This window comes from Streptococcus parasuis (assembly GCF_021654455.1).
GTDB classification, from domain to species: domain Bacteria; phylum Bacillota; class Bacilli; order Lactobacillales; family Streptococcaceae; genus Streptococcus; species Streptococcus parasuis.
Genome location: NZ_AP024276.1, coordinates 486,329 through 501,076 on the forward strand (window position 1 = coordinate 486,329; position 14,748 = coordinate 501,076).

Genomic DNA, 14,748 nt, shown 5'->3' on the forward strand with positions numbered 1-14,748 from the left:
ATGTCACAATTTATTGTTGATTTATCTTTCTGGAGTCTATTTCCAGATGCAAAAATTGGAGTTCTATTATTGAAAGATTATAAAACGCCATCAGAATCACCAGAAGATTTAGTGAAACTACTGGAAGAAAGTAATGAAATTGCCCAGAAATTTCTTACAGAAGATACTTTTAGTGAAAATGAAGTTATCCAAACGTATCGCCAAGCTTATCAAAAATTCAAAACTAAAAAAGGTGCACGTTCTAGTATTGAAGCACTTTTGAAGCGTTCTGCTAGTGACCGTCCAGTTTCGACAATCTCGCCCTTAGTGGATATTTATAATGCGGCGAGTTTACGTTTTGGTCTTCCATGTGGTGCTGAAGATTTAGATACATTTGTAGGCGATCTCCAACTAACGATCACTGAGGGTGGAGACGAATTCTATCTCATTGGTGATGAAAATAATAATCCAACTCTACCAGGTGAAGTTTGCTATAAGGATGATAAAGGAGCCGTTTGTCGCTGTTTCAATTGGCGCGATGGTGAGCGAACCATGATTACGGATGAGACAAAGAATGCTTTCTTGGTCATGGAGTTGGTCAATTCTGATAGAGTAGAAGATTTGGAAAATGCCCTTGATTTTATCAGTCAACACGCAGAAAAATTCTTGGGAGTAGTACCAGAAAAATATCTACTAAATCGCGATACGCCTGCAATAGCCTTGTAGGATTTGTCAGCGGGATTGTATTCGGATAAATAGTGGTCTTTCTAGACAAATGCTGATTTTTCTGCTACAATACTAAGCATGAAAGAAGGTTGTTTCAAAAGCCTGTCTAGCGAGCTTGGGAGAGTGAAAGCCAAGCCAGTCTTGAAATAATTGGCGCTTTCCCAGTCGTGACCATGTCCGACTCAATCAGAATCATACAAATGAAGTAATAAATTAGGGTGGAACCGCGTTCTCAACGCCCCTATGTCGGTTGACAGGGGAAGAGAATGTGGTTCTTTTTGTCTGCCGACCGAGTATTTCTTGTTTTTCATCTCAAGTTGGAAGACAGCTACTATAAAGAAAGGAGACCAATGTTCACCTTAGAAAATATCAATCGAGGTCATGAACAGTTTACTGGGCCTGATTTTCCCAAACTGATTGCCTATTTTAAGGACTTGGGTATGGTGGAAAATACTGTGGATATCCAGTCTGGACAGGTTACCTATCGCTCACAGACAGGGCAGACTCTGGAAAAGCGGGGCTATCAAGTGACGATACCTGTTTCGGACCAAGCTAATCTGGACCAGTTTGTGACTATCTTACGCAATCATCAGGCTGGGCAAACAGATTTCCCTACCTTCTGCCAAGTAACAGCAGAAGCAGGGATTTACAAGTGGGTCATCGACCTAAAAGCCATGACCTGTTCCTATCTGGATAAGGCAGAGCAAGCTGTTTTTGTGGAAGCTGTACCGAGTGTGGAGAACTAGCAATTTTGAAATATAATAGAAAGAAGGAAATATATGTCTAAAAAATTAACATTCCACAGCGTCAGTGGCATAGTCTCCTTTCAGTCGAATTGCCACACGCTCATCGCTAGGGCGACTGAGCTAGACGCTGTACTAGTTCGCCTTTCCTAGCGGTATCGGCTATGAAGGCTCACGTCGCAAGAGCATTTAAAATAGAAAGAGGATATTATGTCAAAGAAACTTACATTTCACAGCGTCAGTGGCATCGTCTCCTTTCAGTCGAATTGCCACACGCTCATCGCTAGGGCGACTGAGCTAGACGCTGTACTAGTTCGCCTTTCCTAGCAATATCGGCTAGGAAGGCTCACGTCGCAAGAATATTTAAAATAGAAAGAAGGAAGAATATGTCTAAAAAACTTACTTTCCAGGAAATTATCCTGACCTTACAACAATTTTGGAATGAGCAGGGGTGCTTGCTCATGCAGGCTTATGATACGGAAAAAGGTGCGGGTACCATGAGTCCCTACACTTTCTTGCGTGCTATCGGTCCTGAGCCATGGAATGCGGCTTATGTTGAGCCAAGTCGTCGTCCTGCGGACGGTCGTTACGGGGAAAATCCCAACCGTCTCTATCAGCACCACCAATTCCAAGTGGTCATGAAACCATCGCCATCTAATATTCAAGAACTCTACTTGGAGTCTCTGGAGCGTTTGGGCATCAATCCTTTGGAACACGATATTCGTTTCGTTGAGGATAACTGGGAAAACCCGTCAACAGGTTCAGCAGGTCTGGGCTGGGAAGTTTGGTTGGACGGTATGGAAATCACGCAGTTTACCTATTTCCAACAAGTCGGTGGCTTGGCGACTGGTCCAGTCACAGCCGAAGTAACCTATGGTTTGGAGCGTTTGGCTTCCTATATCCAAGAAGTTGACTCCGTTTACGACATCGAGTGGGCAGACGGCGTTAAATACGGTGAAATTTTCATCCAGCCGGAGTATGAGCATTCAAAATACTCCTTTGAAGTGTCAGACCAGGATATGCTCCTTGAAAACTTCACTAAGTTTGAAAAAGAAGCAGAGCGGGCTTTGGAAGAAGGCTTGGTTCACCCAGCCTTTGACTATGTGCTCAAATGCTCTCACACCTTTAACTTGTTGGATGCCCGTGGAGCTGTGTCTGTAACCGAGCGTGCAGGCTACATTGCCCGTATCCGTAACCTAGCTCGTGTCGTTGCCAAAACCTTTGTGGCAGAACGGAAGAAACTAGGCTTCCCACTTTTAGATGAAGCAACACGAGCAGAATTGTTGAAGGAGGACGCAGAATAATGACAAAGAATTTACTTGTTGAACTTGGCTTGGAAGAAATTCCTGCCTACATCGTAACCCCAGCCATGCACCAGTTGCGTGACCGCATGGCGACTTTTTTGACAGACAACCGTTTGGCTTTTGATAGCATCGATGTCTTTTCAACACCACGCCGTTTGGCTGTTCGTGTGCGTGGTTTGGCAGACCAGCAGACTGACTTGACGGAAGATTTCAAGGGTCCTGCTAAGAAGATTGCCTTGGATGCAGACGGAAACTTCACCAAGGCTGCAGAAGGCTTTGTCCGTGGCAAAGGCTTGACGACTGCTGACATCGAATTCCGCGAGATCAAGGGTGAAGAGTATGTCTATGTGACCAAACACGAAGCTGGTCAGCCAGCTAAGGCAGTGTTGGCGGGTCTTCCAGAGGTCTTGAAGGCTATGACCTTCCCAGTCAGCATGAACTGGGCCTCCAACAAATTTGCCTACATCCGCCCTGTCCACACCCTGACCGTTCTCTTGGATGACGAGGCACTGGATATGGATTTCTTGGACATTTCGTCAGCTCGCATCAGCCGTGGTCATCGTTTCCTTGGAAATGAAACCGAGATTGCAAGTGCAGATTCTTACGAGGCGGACTTGCGTGAACAGTTTGTCATTACAGACCCCGCAGAGCGTCAACATATGATTATCGAGCAAATCAAGGCTATCGAGGACAAACATAATGTGACCGTTGAGATAGATGAGGACCTGCTCAATGAAGTTCTCAACCTAGTCGAGTACCCAACTGCCTTTATGGGCTCCTTTGACACCAAGTACTTGGAAGTGCCAGAGGAAGTCTTGGTGACTTCTATGAAAAATCACCAACGTTATTTCGTAGTGCGTGATAAATCTGGCAAGCTCTTGCCAAACTTCATCTCAGTCCGCAATGGTAACGACCAGCATATTGATAATGTCATCAAAGGGAATGAAAAAGTTTTGGTGGCTCGTTTGGAAGACGGTGAGTTCTTCTGGCGTGAGGACCAAAAACTCAAGATTTCCGACTTGGTGGAACGCCTCAAAGTCGTGACCTTCCATGAAAAAATCGGATCACTCTATGAGCATATGGAACGTACCAAGGTTATCGCAGAAAAATTGGCTGACTTGGCTGGCTTGTCTGCGGATGAAAAAGCAGATGTGGCGCGTGCGGCGGACATCTACAAGTTTGATCTCTTGACAGGTATGGTCGGTGAGTTTGATGAATTGCAAGGAATCATGGGTGAGAAGTATGCCCTTCTTGCAGGGGAAAAACCTGCGGTGGCAGTAGCAATCCGTGAGCACTACTTGCCAAACTCAGCAGAAGGCGAATTGCCTGAGAGCAAGGTCGGTGCGGTCTTGGCACTGGCTGATAAATTTGATACCCTCCTATCCTTCTTCTCTGTTGGTTTGATTCCTTCTGGCTCAAACGACCCTTACGCTCTTCGTCGTGCAACACAAGGTATCGTGCGGATCTTGGAAGCATTTGGCTGGGAAATTCCATTGGATGAGTTGATTGCGGAACTCTACAGCTTGAACTTTGCCAGCTTGACCTATGACAACCAGCCAGCTGTTATGGACTTTATCCGTGCCCGTGTAGAGAAGATGATGGACAAGGCGATTCCGAAAGACATCCGTGAGGCTGTACTTGCCAGCTCAACCTTTGTGGTCAGACTGCAACTGGCAGCCAGCTCAGCTATTTTCCAAAAATCAAAAGAGGCTGACTACAAGGAAGCCGTGGAAAACTTGTCACGGGTCTTCAACTTGGCTGAAAAGGCGGAGGCAACTGCGATTGACGAGGCCCTCTTTGAAAATGACCAGGAGAAAGCCCTTGCTGCAGCAGTGGCAGGCTTGGAGTTGATGGAAGACATGGCAGGCAATTTGGACAAGCTCTTTGCATTGAGCCCAGTCATCGCAGCCTTCTTCGACAATACTATGGTCATGGCAGATGATGTGGCAATCAAAGCCAACCGTTTGGCTCTACTGAAATCCTTGGCGGATAAGGCAAGTGCTGTGGCGGTCTTCAATCTCTTGAATAGTAAGTAGGGGGAAAGGATGGAACAAGTAAAAATCAATCGTATCAATGAATTGGCTAAAAAGAAAAAAGCTGGTACCTTGACACCAGAGGAAAAAGTTGAACAGGCTCAGCTCAGGGAAGAATACATCGAGGGGTATCGTCGAGCAATCCGTCATCATATTGAGGGGATTAAGCTGGTTGATGAAGATGGCAACGATGTGACACCAGAGAAACTTCGTCAAGTCCAACGTGAAAAAGGCTTGCATGGCCGTAGTTTGGACGATCCTAATTCCTAAGAATAAGATTGCTAAAAAAACAAGGAAAGACTAGGTTTTCTAGTCTTTTTTGTTATACTATTAAAAGGAGGTTTGTTATGAAGAAAGTATGGAATTGGTTTGTTATAGGTGTTTCTGTTCTTTGTGGTTTCGCGAGTTCCATGTATTCGACTTATGGGATGGCTCAGCTGTTACCAGAAAATGATTCCTTCCATGGATTGTGGGTGTTTGGTCTAGGTTATGTCTGGTTTCTAGGTAGTTTTTACCTGACCCTCATTCTCCATGAACTGGGGCATTCTTTCTTTGGTTGGTTGACAGGTTTTGACTTTGGTGGCACTTGGCTTGGGCAATCGCTTGGTGGTCAAGACTGACCAGGGCTGGAAATGGAAGAAAACCGTGATTGTGCAAGGGGCAGCTGCTCAGTATATCGGAGTCAAAAGAGACGAGAATGACCCTCGGGCAATTTTGATGTTTGCAGGTGGCCTGATTGTTCATCTCAGTCTCATACTTATTTCTGTTTTGATTGGGTTCATGACAGGACATTGGAGTCTGCCCCTGTCGCAAATCTTCCTCAATCTAGCCTTGTTTATCCTCAACGCCAACCCCTCTGGTATGGCGGATGGAGCTAAGATTCAGGAGTTGCGTACTCATCCTGAGTATAGCCGATTGGTTTATCAAGCGCTTAGACATACCTCTCAAGTCATGGTGGATCCAACTGCTGCGAATTTAAGTGATTTTGTCATGGACTTGCCAATCTTGCCTGGTCATTTGCCACAGATTCACTATCTTAACTGGACGGAAGTACTGATTTTCAACGGGGAGTATCAAGAAGCCCAGGAACGCTTGGAAAAAGTGATAGCGGCATCGGACAATAATTATATCGTGAAGCTGGCGAAACTTGTACTGTTAGAAGTCTATATCTTGCAAGGTTTGAATGAAGAGGCTAAGAACTTGGGGCAGGACAAACAAGTCAAGTCCCTGCTCAAATACCCTATGGGAAATTACCAAGTCCTAGCTGCTCTCTACTATCAGCGTATTACTCGAGATAGCAAAGCCTTGAAAAAATCTCTGGCTCAGGCTAAAAAAATGCTGCCCAATAGCCCGCTCTTGGCTGATGAACAGGCTTATTATGGCAAGCTCTTAGCAGAGATTGAGTTGGAAAGTCAATTGCCATAGTAGATTATTTTGACTTGTATTTACAACAAAATATATGTTAAAATGTGTATAGAAACAATTGATAGGGAGATTTGTCATGAAAAAACTGATGTACACCTTGTTGGTACTTACCTATGTTATAGTCGCTTATTTGTCGGTCTATGTCCTTCCACACTATTATTTTGGTGCGATCATGGGGGCGGCAGGAGCCAGTCTTGGTGCTAGTTTCAAACAGTTCAAGGAAGTACAAGCTTGTCCTGACAAAGCCCTGTCGGCTTATTTTAAGTGGGATAAGATGACGACAGGTATTCTATTAGTGGTTATTTTGGGACTAATTCTTTTTGTTAATCTGCTACCAGTGTCCAATGTGCAAGTCGGGATGGCTTTCTTGGTTGGGCTTAGCTATAGTGCGCTTTGGAATGTCCTTCATATCCAATTTCTACGAAAATACTATTTTAAAAACGCATGACATAAATCATGCGCTTTTTAGATTAAATAGTCTCTCCTTTTTTTAGTTTGCGGGAGAGGATAATTGTGCTTGGGATGAGAACTAAAATACTTCCTATCCAAGCTGCCGGGTTGGCGGCGGCAACTCCATAGAATCCGAATAATTGGAGCCCGATAATTGCTACACCGGCTCGCATAATTAGTTCACCAAATCCGGCCAAGGTTGGAATGAAGCCCTTACCTAAACCTTGAACGAAGCTACGAATAATGAAGAGAATGGCCAAAATCCAATAACAACTGCCATTGATTATGAAGTAGCTCAATGCGAGAGAGCGAACTTCTGAACTTGCCTCTGGCAAAAACAAACTGGAGAAGAAACCATGGAAGATGATTAGTAAAATAGCATAGATAATCGACCAAGCGATATCAATCCAAAGAGCTTGTTTGAGTCCTTCCAGAATTCTTTTGTATTCTTTAGCACCATAGTTTTGGGCTGTGAAAGTGGAGATGGCCAGACCTAAATTAATCATAGGTAACATAGCTAATTGATCTGTCTTGCTAGCAATGGCTTGTGCAGCGATGGCCTGGGTTCCAAGCTGATTGAGCATTGCTTGAAGGGTAAGAGCTCCAATTGCAATGATACTTGCCTGAAATCCCATGGGGAAACCAACCTGTGCATGTTTTTTCAAATTATCTTTATCTAACTTCCAATCAGATTTTGTAAGATGAAACTGAGGAATTTTTCGTTTAATATGAAAGAGTAGGTAGAGGACAGAAACTGCTTGAGCGGTTACGGTAGCAAAACCAGCGCCAAATACACCCCACCCAACATTCAAGATAAAGAAAAAGTCGAGTATAATATTGATGATACAAGCCAGTATGAGAGCTAAAAGTGGAGTGGTTGAATCACCTAAACTCCGAATGGCAGCGGATAAATAATTATATAAAATAGTAAAGACCATCCCACCAAATATGGCTACCATGAATGAATAAGAATGCTCAATTAAATTTACTGGTGTTTGTAACAATTCTAAAATAGGACGTAGAAAGATGAGTGATAGGACAGTTAAAATAAGACTGACAAGAACGGAATAGAAAAGTCCGTGAACAAAACTATGGCGGAGGCCAACAGTATCCCTAGCCCCAAATCGCTGTGCGGTAACAATGGCAAGCCCACTGGTCAATCCTTGAGCAAAACCTACAATTAGAAAGATAAGGCTACCGGCCGTCCCTACACTGGCAAAAGCTTCCTCACCCAGGGTGTGGCCGACAATCATGGAATCGGCAAAATTATAAGCTAGTTGAAAAAAAGAACCGATTAAGAGAGGAAGAGTGAAGCGCAAAATAACAATGATTGGTCTTCCTTTGGTTAAATCATTCATAAAATCTCCTGAAAAGGTGCAGAGTATAAGCCCACTAATGTCTGCAATAGCAGTTTCAGTGGGCTTTTTTTATATTAATTGGTTAAATCTTCAAAATGGTCAATTGTGTTATGATCGGTTACTGCAGTAATCAATTCATCTTCATTGAAAACATAATCTGGTGTTAATTGGATATTCAGTTCCTGATTCTCACCGCAACGGTAGCCGATGATGTTCATTTTGTAATTCTGACGTAATTGCAACTCTGCCAATGTTTTACCAAACCATTTTTTTGGTGGCTTGAATTCAACAATTGAAACATTCCCTCCCAATTCAAAGACACTGGTAGTGCTTCGATGAATTAAGTGTTTAGCCAGTGAAATTCCTGTCTCTCTTTCAGGCGAGATAACCTTATCCGCCCCGATGCGCAATAATACTTCTTTTGTAGTGGTACCTTTTACTTTGGCAATGACTTTAGGCACGCCTAACATTTTACTGTGCATAACCGCGAGGACACTTGACTCGAGATTGTTACCAGTGGCAACAACTACAGCATCACAGTTTTCGATACCTGCGGCCCTTAAAAGAGAGCGGTCTGTAATATCTCCAACAACCCCCCTTGTTAAAATGGATTCAAGCTGATTGATTTGATGCTCATGGTTATCAACAGCAATGATATTGCAATCGTATTTATGAAGTGTTTTAGCAATGGTAGTCCCGAATACACCGAGACCTAAAATTCCGATAGTGTAAGTTGACATAATTTTCCCCTATTAAACTAACAATGATGATTTTGCGTATTGCAAGCTTTCTGTTTTTGAAATGCGGCGAATAGAGAGACTTGCTAAAATGGATAATGGTCCGATACGTCCGAAAAACATGAGAGCCATGATAATGGCCTGACCAGCCATACTAAGATTTGGAGTTAAGTTAGCAGTAACTCCTACAGTTGCTAGAGCCGACATGACTTCAAACATAAGATAAATCAGAGGTTGAGTCGCATCAGTTACCGTAATTGCAAAAAGGCCGGCTAAAAAGATCATTAGAAAGACAGAAAATGTTGCGAATGCTTTTCGTATTGTTAGATTGTCGATAGTATGAGACATAAAGTTTGTATGAGGCAGACCTAAAATTTCACTACGTGCATAGAGAATGATGGTAAGAAATGCAGTAATCTTTATCCCGCCAGCAGTCCCGCCAGGTGCGCCACCAAGCATCATTTGAAAAATATAAATGAGAAGTGTGACTGGTTCAGCCTTTGTATAATCAATACTTGCAAAACCAGCGGTTCGCATGGTAACAGTTTGGAAGAAACTAACTAGTAATTTTTCCCAAAATGGGAGATTTCCAATAGTATCTGGGTTGTTCCATTCCGTAATAAGAGTAAGAAGTGTCCCAATTGATAGAATAGTAATGGTTAATGCAAGAACTACCTTCGTGTGAAAACGTAATTTTTTAAAGTGTCCTTTGGTTACAATCTGTGTTTGAAAGTCAAACCAAACAGAAAATCCCAGTCCCCCCATGATAATTAAGGCGGCTAAAGTCAGATTGACTAGTGGATTGTCAACATAGCGGACAATACTAGTAGCACCAAAGTTATCAAAGCCTGCGTTACAGAAAGCTGAAACTGCTAAAAATGCAGAGCTGAAAAGGCCGCGTTGCCAGCCAAAATCTGGAACAAATTGAAATGATAGAATCAAAGCGCCAATAGATTCTATTGCTAATGTAAAACCGAAGGCAGATTTGATAAAGCTACGAAAGTGCTTGGTATCAGAACGAGATAAGGCTTCTTGGAGCGTAGCCATATTCATAAAATCCATCTTTCGACCACCACGGAGAGCAAACAAACCAATGAAACCCATAAGACTAAGTCCACCGATTTGAATCAACAACATACAGATAATCTGTCCAAAGGTAGAATATGATTCGGAGACAGCTTGAGTGAACAGGCCTGTCACACAGACCATAGAAACAGCTGTAAAAAGATGATCCCAATAGGTGGCGACGGAGCTATCAGCTTGCGAAATAGGTAAGCTTAGTAAGATGGAACCTACCAAAATCACGAATAGAAAGCTAAACATAATTCGTTGACTTGGAGTCAGTTTGATAGATAAAAAAGACATGATATTCCCTTTTGATAATTAAATATGAAGCTATTGTAGCACAAATAGTTGAAAAAGGTAAGAAATAATGAATTAAAATGTTTATGAAATTATCAAGAAAATCAAGGGATTTTATAACCTGATGAATACCAGTTTTGTAAAGGGTTACATGCAGAAAATTCAGACGATAGATTATCGATTATTCTGCTAAAATAGTAATAATAGGCCGCTTCATAACAAAAAAAGTCAATTCATTTTGTGAGCTGACTTTGTATCATATTAATCGAATCTGATTATCAAGTAATTGAATATATACTATTAGCTAATCTATATGCATTAGATTTTTTGTATTCAGATTAAAAAGAAGAGAGCTATTTCCACTCAGCTAATATTTTATAGTGATAGTAACGAAGAGGACCCACTTTTTCAAGCAAGTAAGTGGCGGCCAATCCTACCAAAAATCCAGAAAGTATTCCGCTAAAAGAGAGTATCGGAAGGTAGTTCAATACATAAAAAGAGCGAGCGATGGTAGCGAAAACAATCAATTGACCGACGTTGTGCATCATACCTCCCAGTATTGAAATGCCAATTGGGCTGACCCGACGAGGTCCGAGTTGTTTTGCAGATAACATTACAATATAGCTTAGAGTCACTCCTGCGAAACTATAGAGAAAAGTGGAGAAAGTACCACCTAGAAAAGTTGAAATAAGTAAGCGTAACGAAACCACTTTTACACTATCTTTCGCAGGGAGTGTAAATATTGCAATCAAGCTGATGAGGTTGCCAAGGCCTAGTTTAGCGCCAGGGGCAAAAGAGAAAGGTGTAGGGATTAATCGTTCAACTACCGAAATTACGACAGCTTGTGCAGCTAACATCGTAATAAAATTTAAGGTTTTACGTTTGGAATTCATCATTGACTTTTGAAATATTCTTTCTTGGCATTATTTTCTTACTAGTTATCTTACATTTTTTTTCGTTACCATGCAAGTGTGCAGATATACCACTAATTATTGAAAAACGCTTGAAATGTATAAGATATTAAGATATAATGATTTTGTTATAAATTGTTGCTATTTTCACAAGGAGGATTAATTGTGACGAAAAATATTGTGATTGTCGGTGCTGGCTACGCAGGGATTGCAGCAGCTCGACTATTAGGGAAAACGTTTAAGAAAAACAAAGATGTAAGCGTTACCTTGATTGATAAAAACTCTTTCCATACTTACATGACAGAGTTGCATGAAGTGGCTGCAGGACGTGTGGAAGCTAATGCGATTAAGTATGACTTACAACGAATCTTTAAAAAATATCCAAAGGTTCAGTTGGTAACAGATAAAGTTGTAGAAATTGACTACGATAAGAAACAAGTCGTTGCTGAACACCAAACCTTGGCATTTGATTATTTGCTTCTTTCTATGGGTGGTGAGGCGAATGACTTTGGTGTCAAAGGTGTCAAAGAACATGGTTTCACTTTATGGTCAATTGAGGCAGCTGAACGTTTGCATGATCACATGATTGATGCTTGCTACCGTGCCATGCGTGAACATGATGAAGCAAAACGACGTGCCCTTCTGACCTTTACAGTTATCGGTGCTGGCTTCACAGGTATTGAGATGATCGGTGAGTTGATTGACTGGGTACCGATTTTGGCGCGTGAGTTCAAGTTGGATCCAAAAGAATTCTCACTTAAGGTTGTTGAGGCAACGCCAAATATCTTGGCTATGGTTACTGAAAAAGAGCAAGTCAAGGCTCGCAAATACCTTGAGAAAAAAGGTGTTGAATTGGTTCTTGGCGATGGTGTAGCAAGTGTACAAGAAGATAGCTTAACATTGGCATCTGGCCGTCAAATTCAAACCTACACCTCTATTTGGACTGCAGGTGTTCAAGCAAATTCTGATGCTAGTGAATTCGGTATTGAAAAAGCGCGTGCAGGTCGCCTAATTGCCAATGAATTCATGGAAGCCAAAGGCAAAGAAAATGTCTATGTGGCTGGTGACTTGGTTTACTTTGAAGAATCAGAAGGAAAACCAACCCCTCAAATCGTTCAAGCAGCTGAACAAACTGGTCATACTGCAGCAAGCAATATCATTGCAGCGATCAACGGCGGAGAAAAGCACAGTTATAAAGGCAAGTATGATGGTTTTATGGTATCTATCGGATCACGCTATGGTGTAGCATTCTTGATGGATAAGTACCATATGTCAGGGTTCTTTGCGATGGCTGTAAAACATATGGTCAACTTACTTTATTTCTTTACCATTCGCAGTTTCTTCTACATGGGATCCTATGTACGTCATGAATTCTTTGATATTAAGAATAAACGAAATATTTTTGGTGGTCATACATCTGGTAAAGGAAACCTTTTATGGACTGTGCCAATGCGCCTGTTATATGGCTCTGTTTGGCTCTATGAAGGGGTGAAAAAAGCATTTGGATTGTTCGGAACAACCTCATGGTTTGGGGATCAAGTTGTTTTCCCATTCCCATGGTTAGCTGATCCTGTATCTGGAGCGTCAGCAGCTGAAACAGTATCAAGCGCTTCACAAGCAGCTACTGCAGTAGCAGAAGCAGCTCATCCAATCTTTGGGTTGAGTTATGCTTATGGTGAGACACCAATGACGGTATTAGAAAAAATGCCTAACTGGTTTGCATCTATCATGGAATTCTTAATGCCAAACCAAGAAGTTGCACTATTTATGCAAAAATTCATGACTATTGCAGAAATTGGGATTGGTTTAGCCTTGATTGCAGGTGCATTTGTATGGATTGTCTCTGCTGCAACAGTCGCTTTGGTTGTGATGTTTAGTTTATCAGGAATGTTCTACTGGGTAAATATTTGGTTTATCCCAGCAGCAATCTCATTAATGAATGGTTCTGGTAGAGCATTTGGATTAGATTATTGGATTATGCCATGGTTAGGTCGCTTCCTTGATAAGACCATTTATGGGAAGCCCAAGCATATATACAGGATCAAGGATAATAAATAAAGGAAATTTTAACAGTTAAGTGGTACATCAAATTTGGGATGCCCACCCAGAAATAAAGAGAGGGCTTGAAGAGGTTAAAACCATCATCTTATCAGAGATGATGGTTCTGCATCCAGCAGTAAAAAATAAGATTGTTGAGTATGTAGAGGCACCAGGTAAATACCTGCGTGCTGGCCTTTGTTTGCTCTTTGCACAGATGAAGGAAGGACAGATTAGCCAATCAAAGTTGTATTTTGCTGCGTATCTTGAAGTTTTACATCTAGCAACCCTTATACATGATGACGTGATTGATGGGGCAGATAAAAGACGGGGAGTTATTACGGCCCATCAGCAATTTTCAAATCGGATTGCAATCTATACTGGTGATTATCTTTTGGCCTATTCAGGTCGTTTGTTGGCCCAGGGATTACGGTTACAAGATCTATCTCAGGAAGATATGAATTTAGGCAATGATAAACTCATGGAAACCATTTTAAGAGGAGAGCTGTCTCAATTAATGAATCAGTTTGATACAGAAATGACTATGAAAGCCTATCTCAAACAAATACAAGGGAAGACAGCATTTCTCTTTGGTTTGTCATGCCAATTGGGAGCTTTTGTGCCAGGACAGTCTAAGAAAGAAAGTGGACTAGCTTTTCGAACAGGTCAAGCTCTTGGTATGGCATTCCAGATCCGAGATGATTTAATTGATTACCAATTGGATGTTAGAGTATCTGGTAAGCCTCAATTGCAGGATCTTTAAAATGGTATTTATACTGCCCCATTGCTACTTGCTCTAAGAGAAAAAAAGGAAATTCGTCAGGATTTAAAAGCGTATATTGAAAATCCACAGACTGAAGCTCTGGATCAGTTGGCAATAAAAATCAAGGCTACGGGTGCTATTGAAAAAACGGAAAGCTTGATTTCTTCCTACCTTATTAAATGCAACAATTTTGCAAATAGAATGCAAATTTCAGAAAAAGAATCATTTGATCGAATCATAGAAAACGTATTCAAAAATTACTTCTAATTTGTGATTTTTTTGTCAATTTTGACTAGACAGATAGAAGAAAAAGTTATATCATTATAGTATAGTTATTAACATAAAACAAAGGAGTTTTATCATGAAAAACACAAAATGGATGTTGAAAAGTTTGTTAGTTCTCGGCGCTGCTGTAACTTTGGTAGCATGTGGTGCTAAAGAAGAATCATCTACAACAACATCATCAACAGCAGAAACAACTACTTCTGAATCTTCTACATCAGCTTGGAAAGATGGAACTTACAAAGCTGAGTCAGGATTTGATGAACGCGGATGGAAATTTGTTCATGAAATTACAATTAAAGACGGAAAAATCACTGCTTCAACTGCTGACTATGAAGACAAAGATGGTAATTTGAAATCTGAAAATGCTGAATACAATACAACAATGAAAGAAAAATCAGGTATATCTTCTGCAGAAGCTACAGATAAACTTGATGAAGAACTTCTTGCAGCACAAAGTGCAGATGTAGAAGTGGTTTCAGGTGCAACCCATACTTCTGAAAACTTCAAAAAATCAACTGAAGCACTTTTGAAAGCTGCTGAAGAAGGAAAAACAGATACTATCACACTTACATTTGAGTAACATCTGTCAGTAAATTATAGGCACAGTAGCCCTAGGCTGGCTACTGTGTTTTTCT

General features: G+C 41.4%; 14 protein-coding genes and 1 pseudogene. 11 read left to right on the plus strand and 4 right to left on the minus strand.

Annotation, left to right across the window (positions count from 1 at the left end; translation table 11 throughout):
• The 8 genes from L6410_RS02440 (at position 1) to L6410_RS02475 (ending at position 6,658) form a co-directional block, all read left to right on the plus strand.
• On the plus strand, positions 1-705 hold the full coding sequence (locus L6410_RS02440) for a B3/B4 domain-containing protein (protein ID WP_237395778.1): 705 nt from the start codon (positions 1-3) through the stop codon (positions 703-705).
• Between the two features lie 266 nt (positions 706-971).
• Positions 972-1,451 (plus strand): DUF1398 domain-containing protein, encoded by a 480-nt coding sequence (locus L6410_RS02445; RefSeq protein WP_237395780.1) that lies wholly within the window; start codon positions 972-974, stop codon positions 1,449-1,451.
• A gap of 383 nt (positions 1,452-1,834) precedes the next feature.
• Complete coding sequence (gene glyQ, locus L6410_RS02450) at positions 1,835-2,752, plus strand: glycine--tRNA ligase subunit alpha (protein WP_002939388.1); 918 nt, start codon at positions 1,835-1,837, stop codon at positions 2,750-2,752.
• Complete coding sequence (glyS, locus tag L6410_RS02455; protein WP_237395783.1) at positions 2,752-4,788, plus strand: glycine--tRNA ligase subunit beta; 2,037 nt, start codon at positions 2,752-2,754, stop codon at positions 4,786-4,788. Before glyQ ends, glyS begins: the two co-directional genes overlap by 1 nt.
• A gap of 9 nt (positions 4,789-4,797) precedes the next feature.
• Entirely contained in the window at positions 4,798-5,055 is a 258-nt protein-coding gene (locus tag L6410_RS02460; RefSeq protein ID WP_172040980.1) for a DUF896 family protein, read from the plus strand.
• A gap of 77 nt (positions 5,056-5,132) precedes the next feature.
• Positions 5,133-5,405, plus strand: a complete 273-nt coding sequence (locus tag L6410_RS02465; RefSeq protein WP_237395784.1) for a hypothetical protein — start codon at positions 5,133-5,135, stop codon at positions 5,403-5,405.
• The gene (locus L6410_RS02470; protein WP_237395787.1) at positions 5,365-6,210 is read left to right on the plus strand and encodes a hypothetical protein; all 846 of its coding nucleotides are present in this window, start codon (positions 5,365-5,367) and stop codon (positions 6,208-6,210) included. The genes L6410_RS02465 and L6410_RS02470 overlap by 41 nt, the downstream gene beginning before the upstream one ends.
• Positions 6,211-6,286: 76 nt before the next feature.
• The gene (locus L6410_RS02475) at positions 6,287-6,658 is read left to right on the plus strand and encodes a hypothetical protein (RefSeq protein ID WP_237395789.1); all 372 of its coding nucleotides are present in this window, start codon (positions 6,287-6,289) and stop codon (positions 6,656-6,658) included.
• 22 nt (positions 6,659-6,680) lie between these two features.
• Here L6410_RS02475 and L6410_RS02480 read toward each other — a convergent pair whose 3' ends face one another.
• The 4 genes from L6410_RS02480 to L6410_RS02495 all read right to left on the minus strand — a co-directional run bounded on the left by L6410_RS02480 (position 6,681) and on the right by L6410_RS02495 (position 11,010).
• Positions 6,681-8,018, minus strand: coding sequence for an MATE family efflux transporter (locus L6410_RS02480; RefSeq protein ID WP_237395791.1), 1,338 nt, complete (start codon positions 8,016-8,018; stop codon positions 6,681-6,683).
• Positions 8,019-8,092: 74 nt separating this feature from the next.
• Entirely contained in the window at positions 8,093-8,758 is a 666-nt protein-coding gene (locus tag L6410_RS02485) for a potassium channel family protein (RefSeq protein ID WP_024391110.1), read from the minus strand.
• Between the two features lie 12 nt (positions 8,759-8,770).
• Entirely contained in the window at positions 8,771-10,120 is a 1,350-nt protein-coding gene (locus L6410_RS02490) for a TrkH family potassium uptake protein (protein ID WP_172055013.1), read from the minus strand.
• 350 nt (positions 10,121-10,470) lie between these two features.
• Positions 10,471-11,010 carry a Gx transporter family protein gene (locus L6410_RS02495; protein WP_172055012.1) on the minus strand — a complete coding sequence of 180 codons (540 nt, stop codon included), beginning with the start codon at positions 11,008-11,010 and terminating at the stop codon, positions 10,471-10,473.
• A gap of 183 nt (positions 11,011-11,193) precedes the next feature.
• Here L6410_RS02495 and L6410_RS02500 point away from each other — a divergent pair, with 183 nt between their 5' ends.
• The 3 genes and pseudogenes from L6410_RS02500 (at position 11,194) to L6410_RS02515 (ending at position 14,693) form a co-directional block, all read left to right on the plus strand.
• Positions 11,194-13,086, plus strand: a complete 1,893-nt coding sequence (locus tag L6410_RS02500) for an NAD(P)/FAD-dependent oxidoreductase (protein ID WP_024396472.1) — start codon at positions 11,194-11,196, stop codon at positions 13,084-13,086.
• Positions 13,087-13,105: 19 nt separating this feature from the next.
• Positions 13,106-14,095, plus strand: a pseudogene (locus L6410_RS02505) (polyprenyl synthetase family protein).
• Positions 14,096-14,189: 94 nt separating this feature from the next.
• Entirely contained in the window at positions 14,190-14,693 is a 504-nt protein-coding gene (locus L6410_RS02515) for an FMN-binding protein (protein WP_172040988.1), read from the plus strand.
• Positions 14,694-14,748: the final 55 nt, after the last annotated feature.

Excerpts from the sequence above, each read along its gene's own strand:
- L6410_RS02440 (WP_237395778.1), top strand. The coding sequence starts at position 1 with ATGTCACAATTTATTGTTGATTTATCTTTCTGGAGTCTATTTCCAGAT.
- L6410_RS02445 (WP_237395780.1), top strand. The coding sequence starts at position 972 with ATGTGGTTCTTTTTGTCTGCCGACCGAGTATTTCTTGTTTTTCATCTC.
- glyQ (WP_002939388.1), top strand. The coding sequence starts at position 1,835 with ATGTCTAAAAAACTTACTTTCCAGGAAATTATCCTGACCTTACAACAA.
- glyS (WP_237395783.1), top strand. The coding sequence starts at position 2,752 with ATGACAAAGAATTTACTTGTTGAACTTGGCTTGGAAGAAATTCCTGCC.
- L6410_RS02460 (WP_172040980.1), top strand. The coding sequence starts at position 4,798 with ATGGAACAAGTAAAAATCAATCGTATCAATGAATTGGCTAAAAAGAAA.
- L6410_RS02465 (WP_237395784.1), top strand. The coding sequence starts at position 5,133 with ATGAAGAAAGTATGGAATTGGTTTGTTATAGGTGTTTCTGTTCTTTGT.
- L6410_RS02475 (WP_237395789.1), top strand. The coding sequence starts at position 6,287 with ATGAAAAAACTGATGTACACCTTGTTGGTACTTACCTATGTTATAGTC.
- L6410_RS02480 (WP_237395791.1), bottom strand. The coding sequence starts at position 8,018 with ATGAATGATTTAACCAAAGGAAGACCAATCATTGTTATTTTGCGCTTC.
- L6410_RS02485 (WP_024391110.1), bottom strand. The coding sequence starts at position 8,758 with ATGTCAACTTACACTATCGGAATTTTAGGTCTCGGTGTATTCGGGACT.
- L6410_RS02490 (WP_172055013.1), bottom strand. The coding sequence starts at position 10,120 with ATGTCTTTTTTATCTATCAAACTGACTCCAAGTCAACGAATTATGTTT.
- L6410_RS02495 (WP_172055012.1), bottom strand. The coding sequence starts at position 11,010 with ATGAATTCCAAACGTAAAACCTTAAATTTTATTACGATGTTAGCTGCA.
- L6410_RS02515 (WP_172040988.1), top strand. The coding sequence starts at position 14,190 with ATGAAAAACACAAAATGGATGTTGAAAAGTTTGTTAGTTCTCGGCGCT.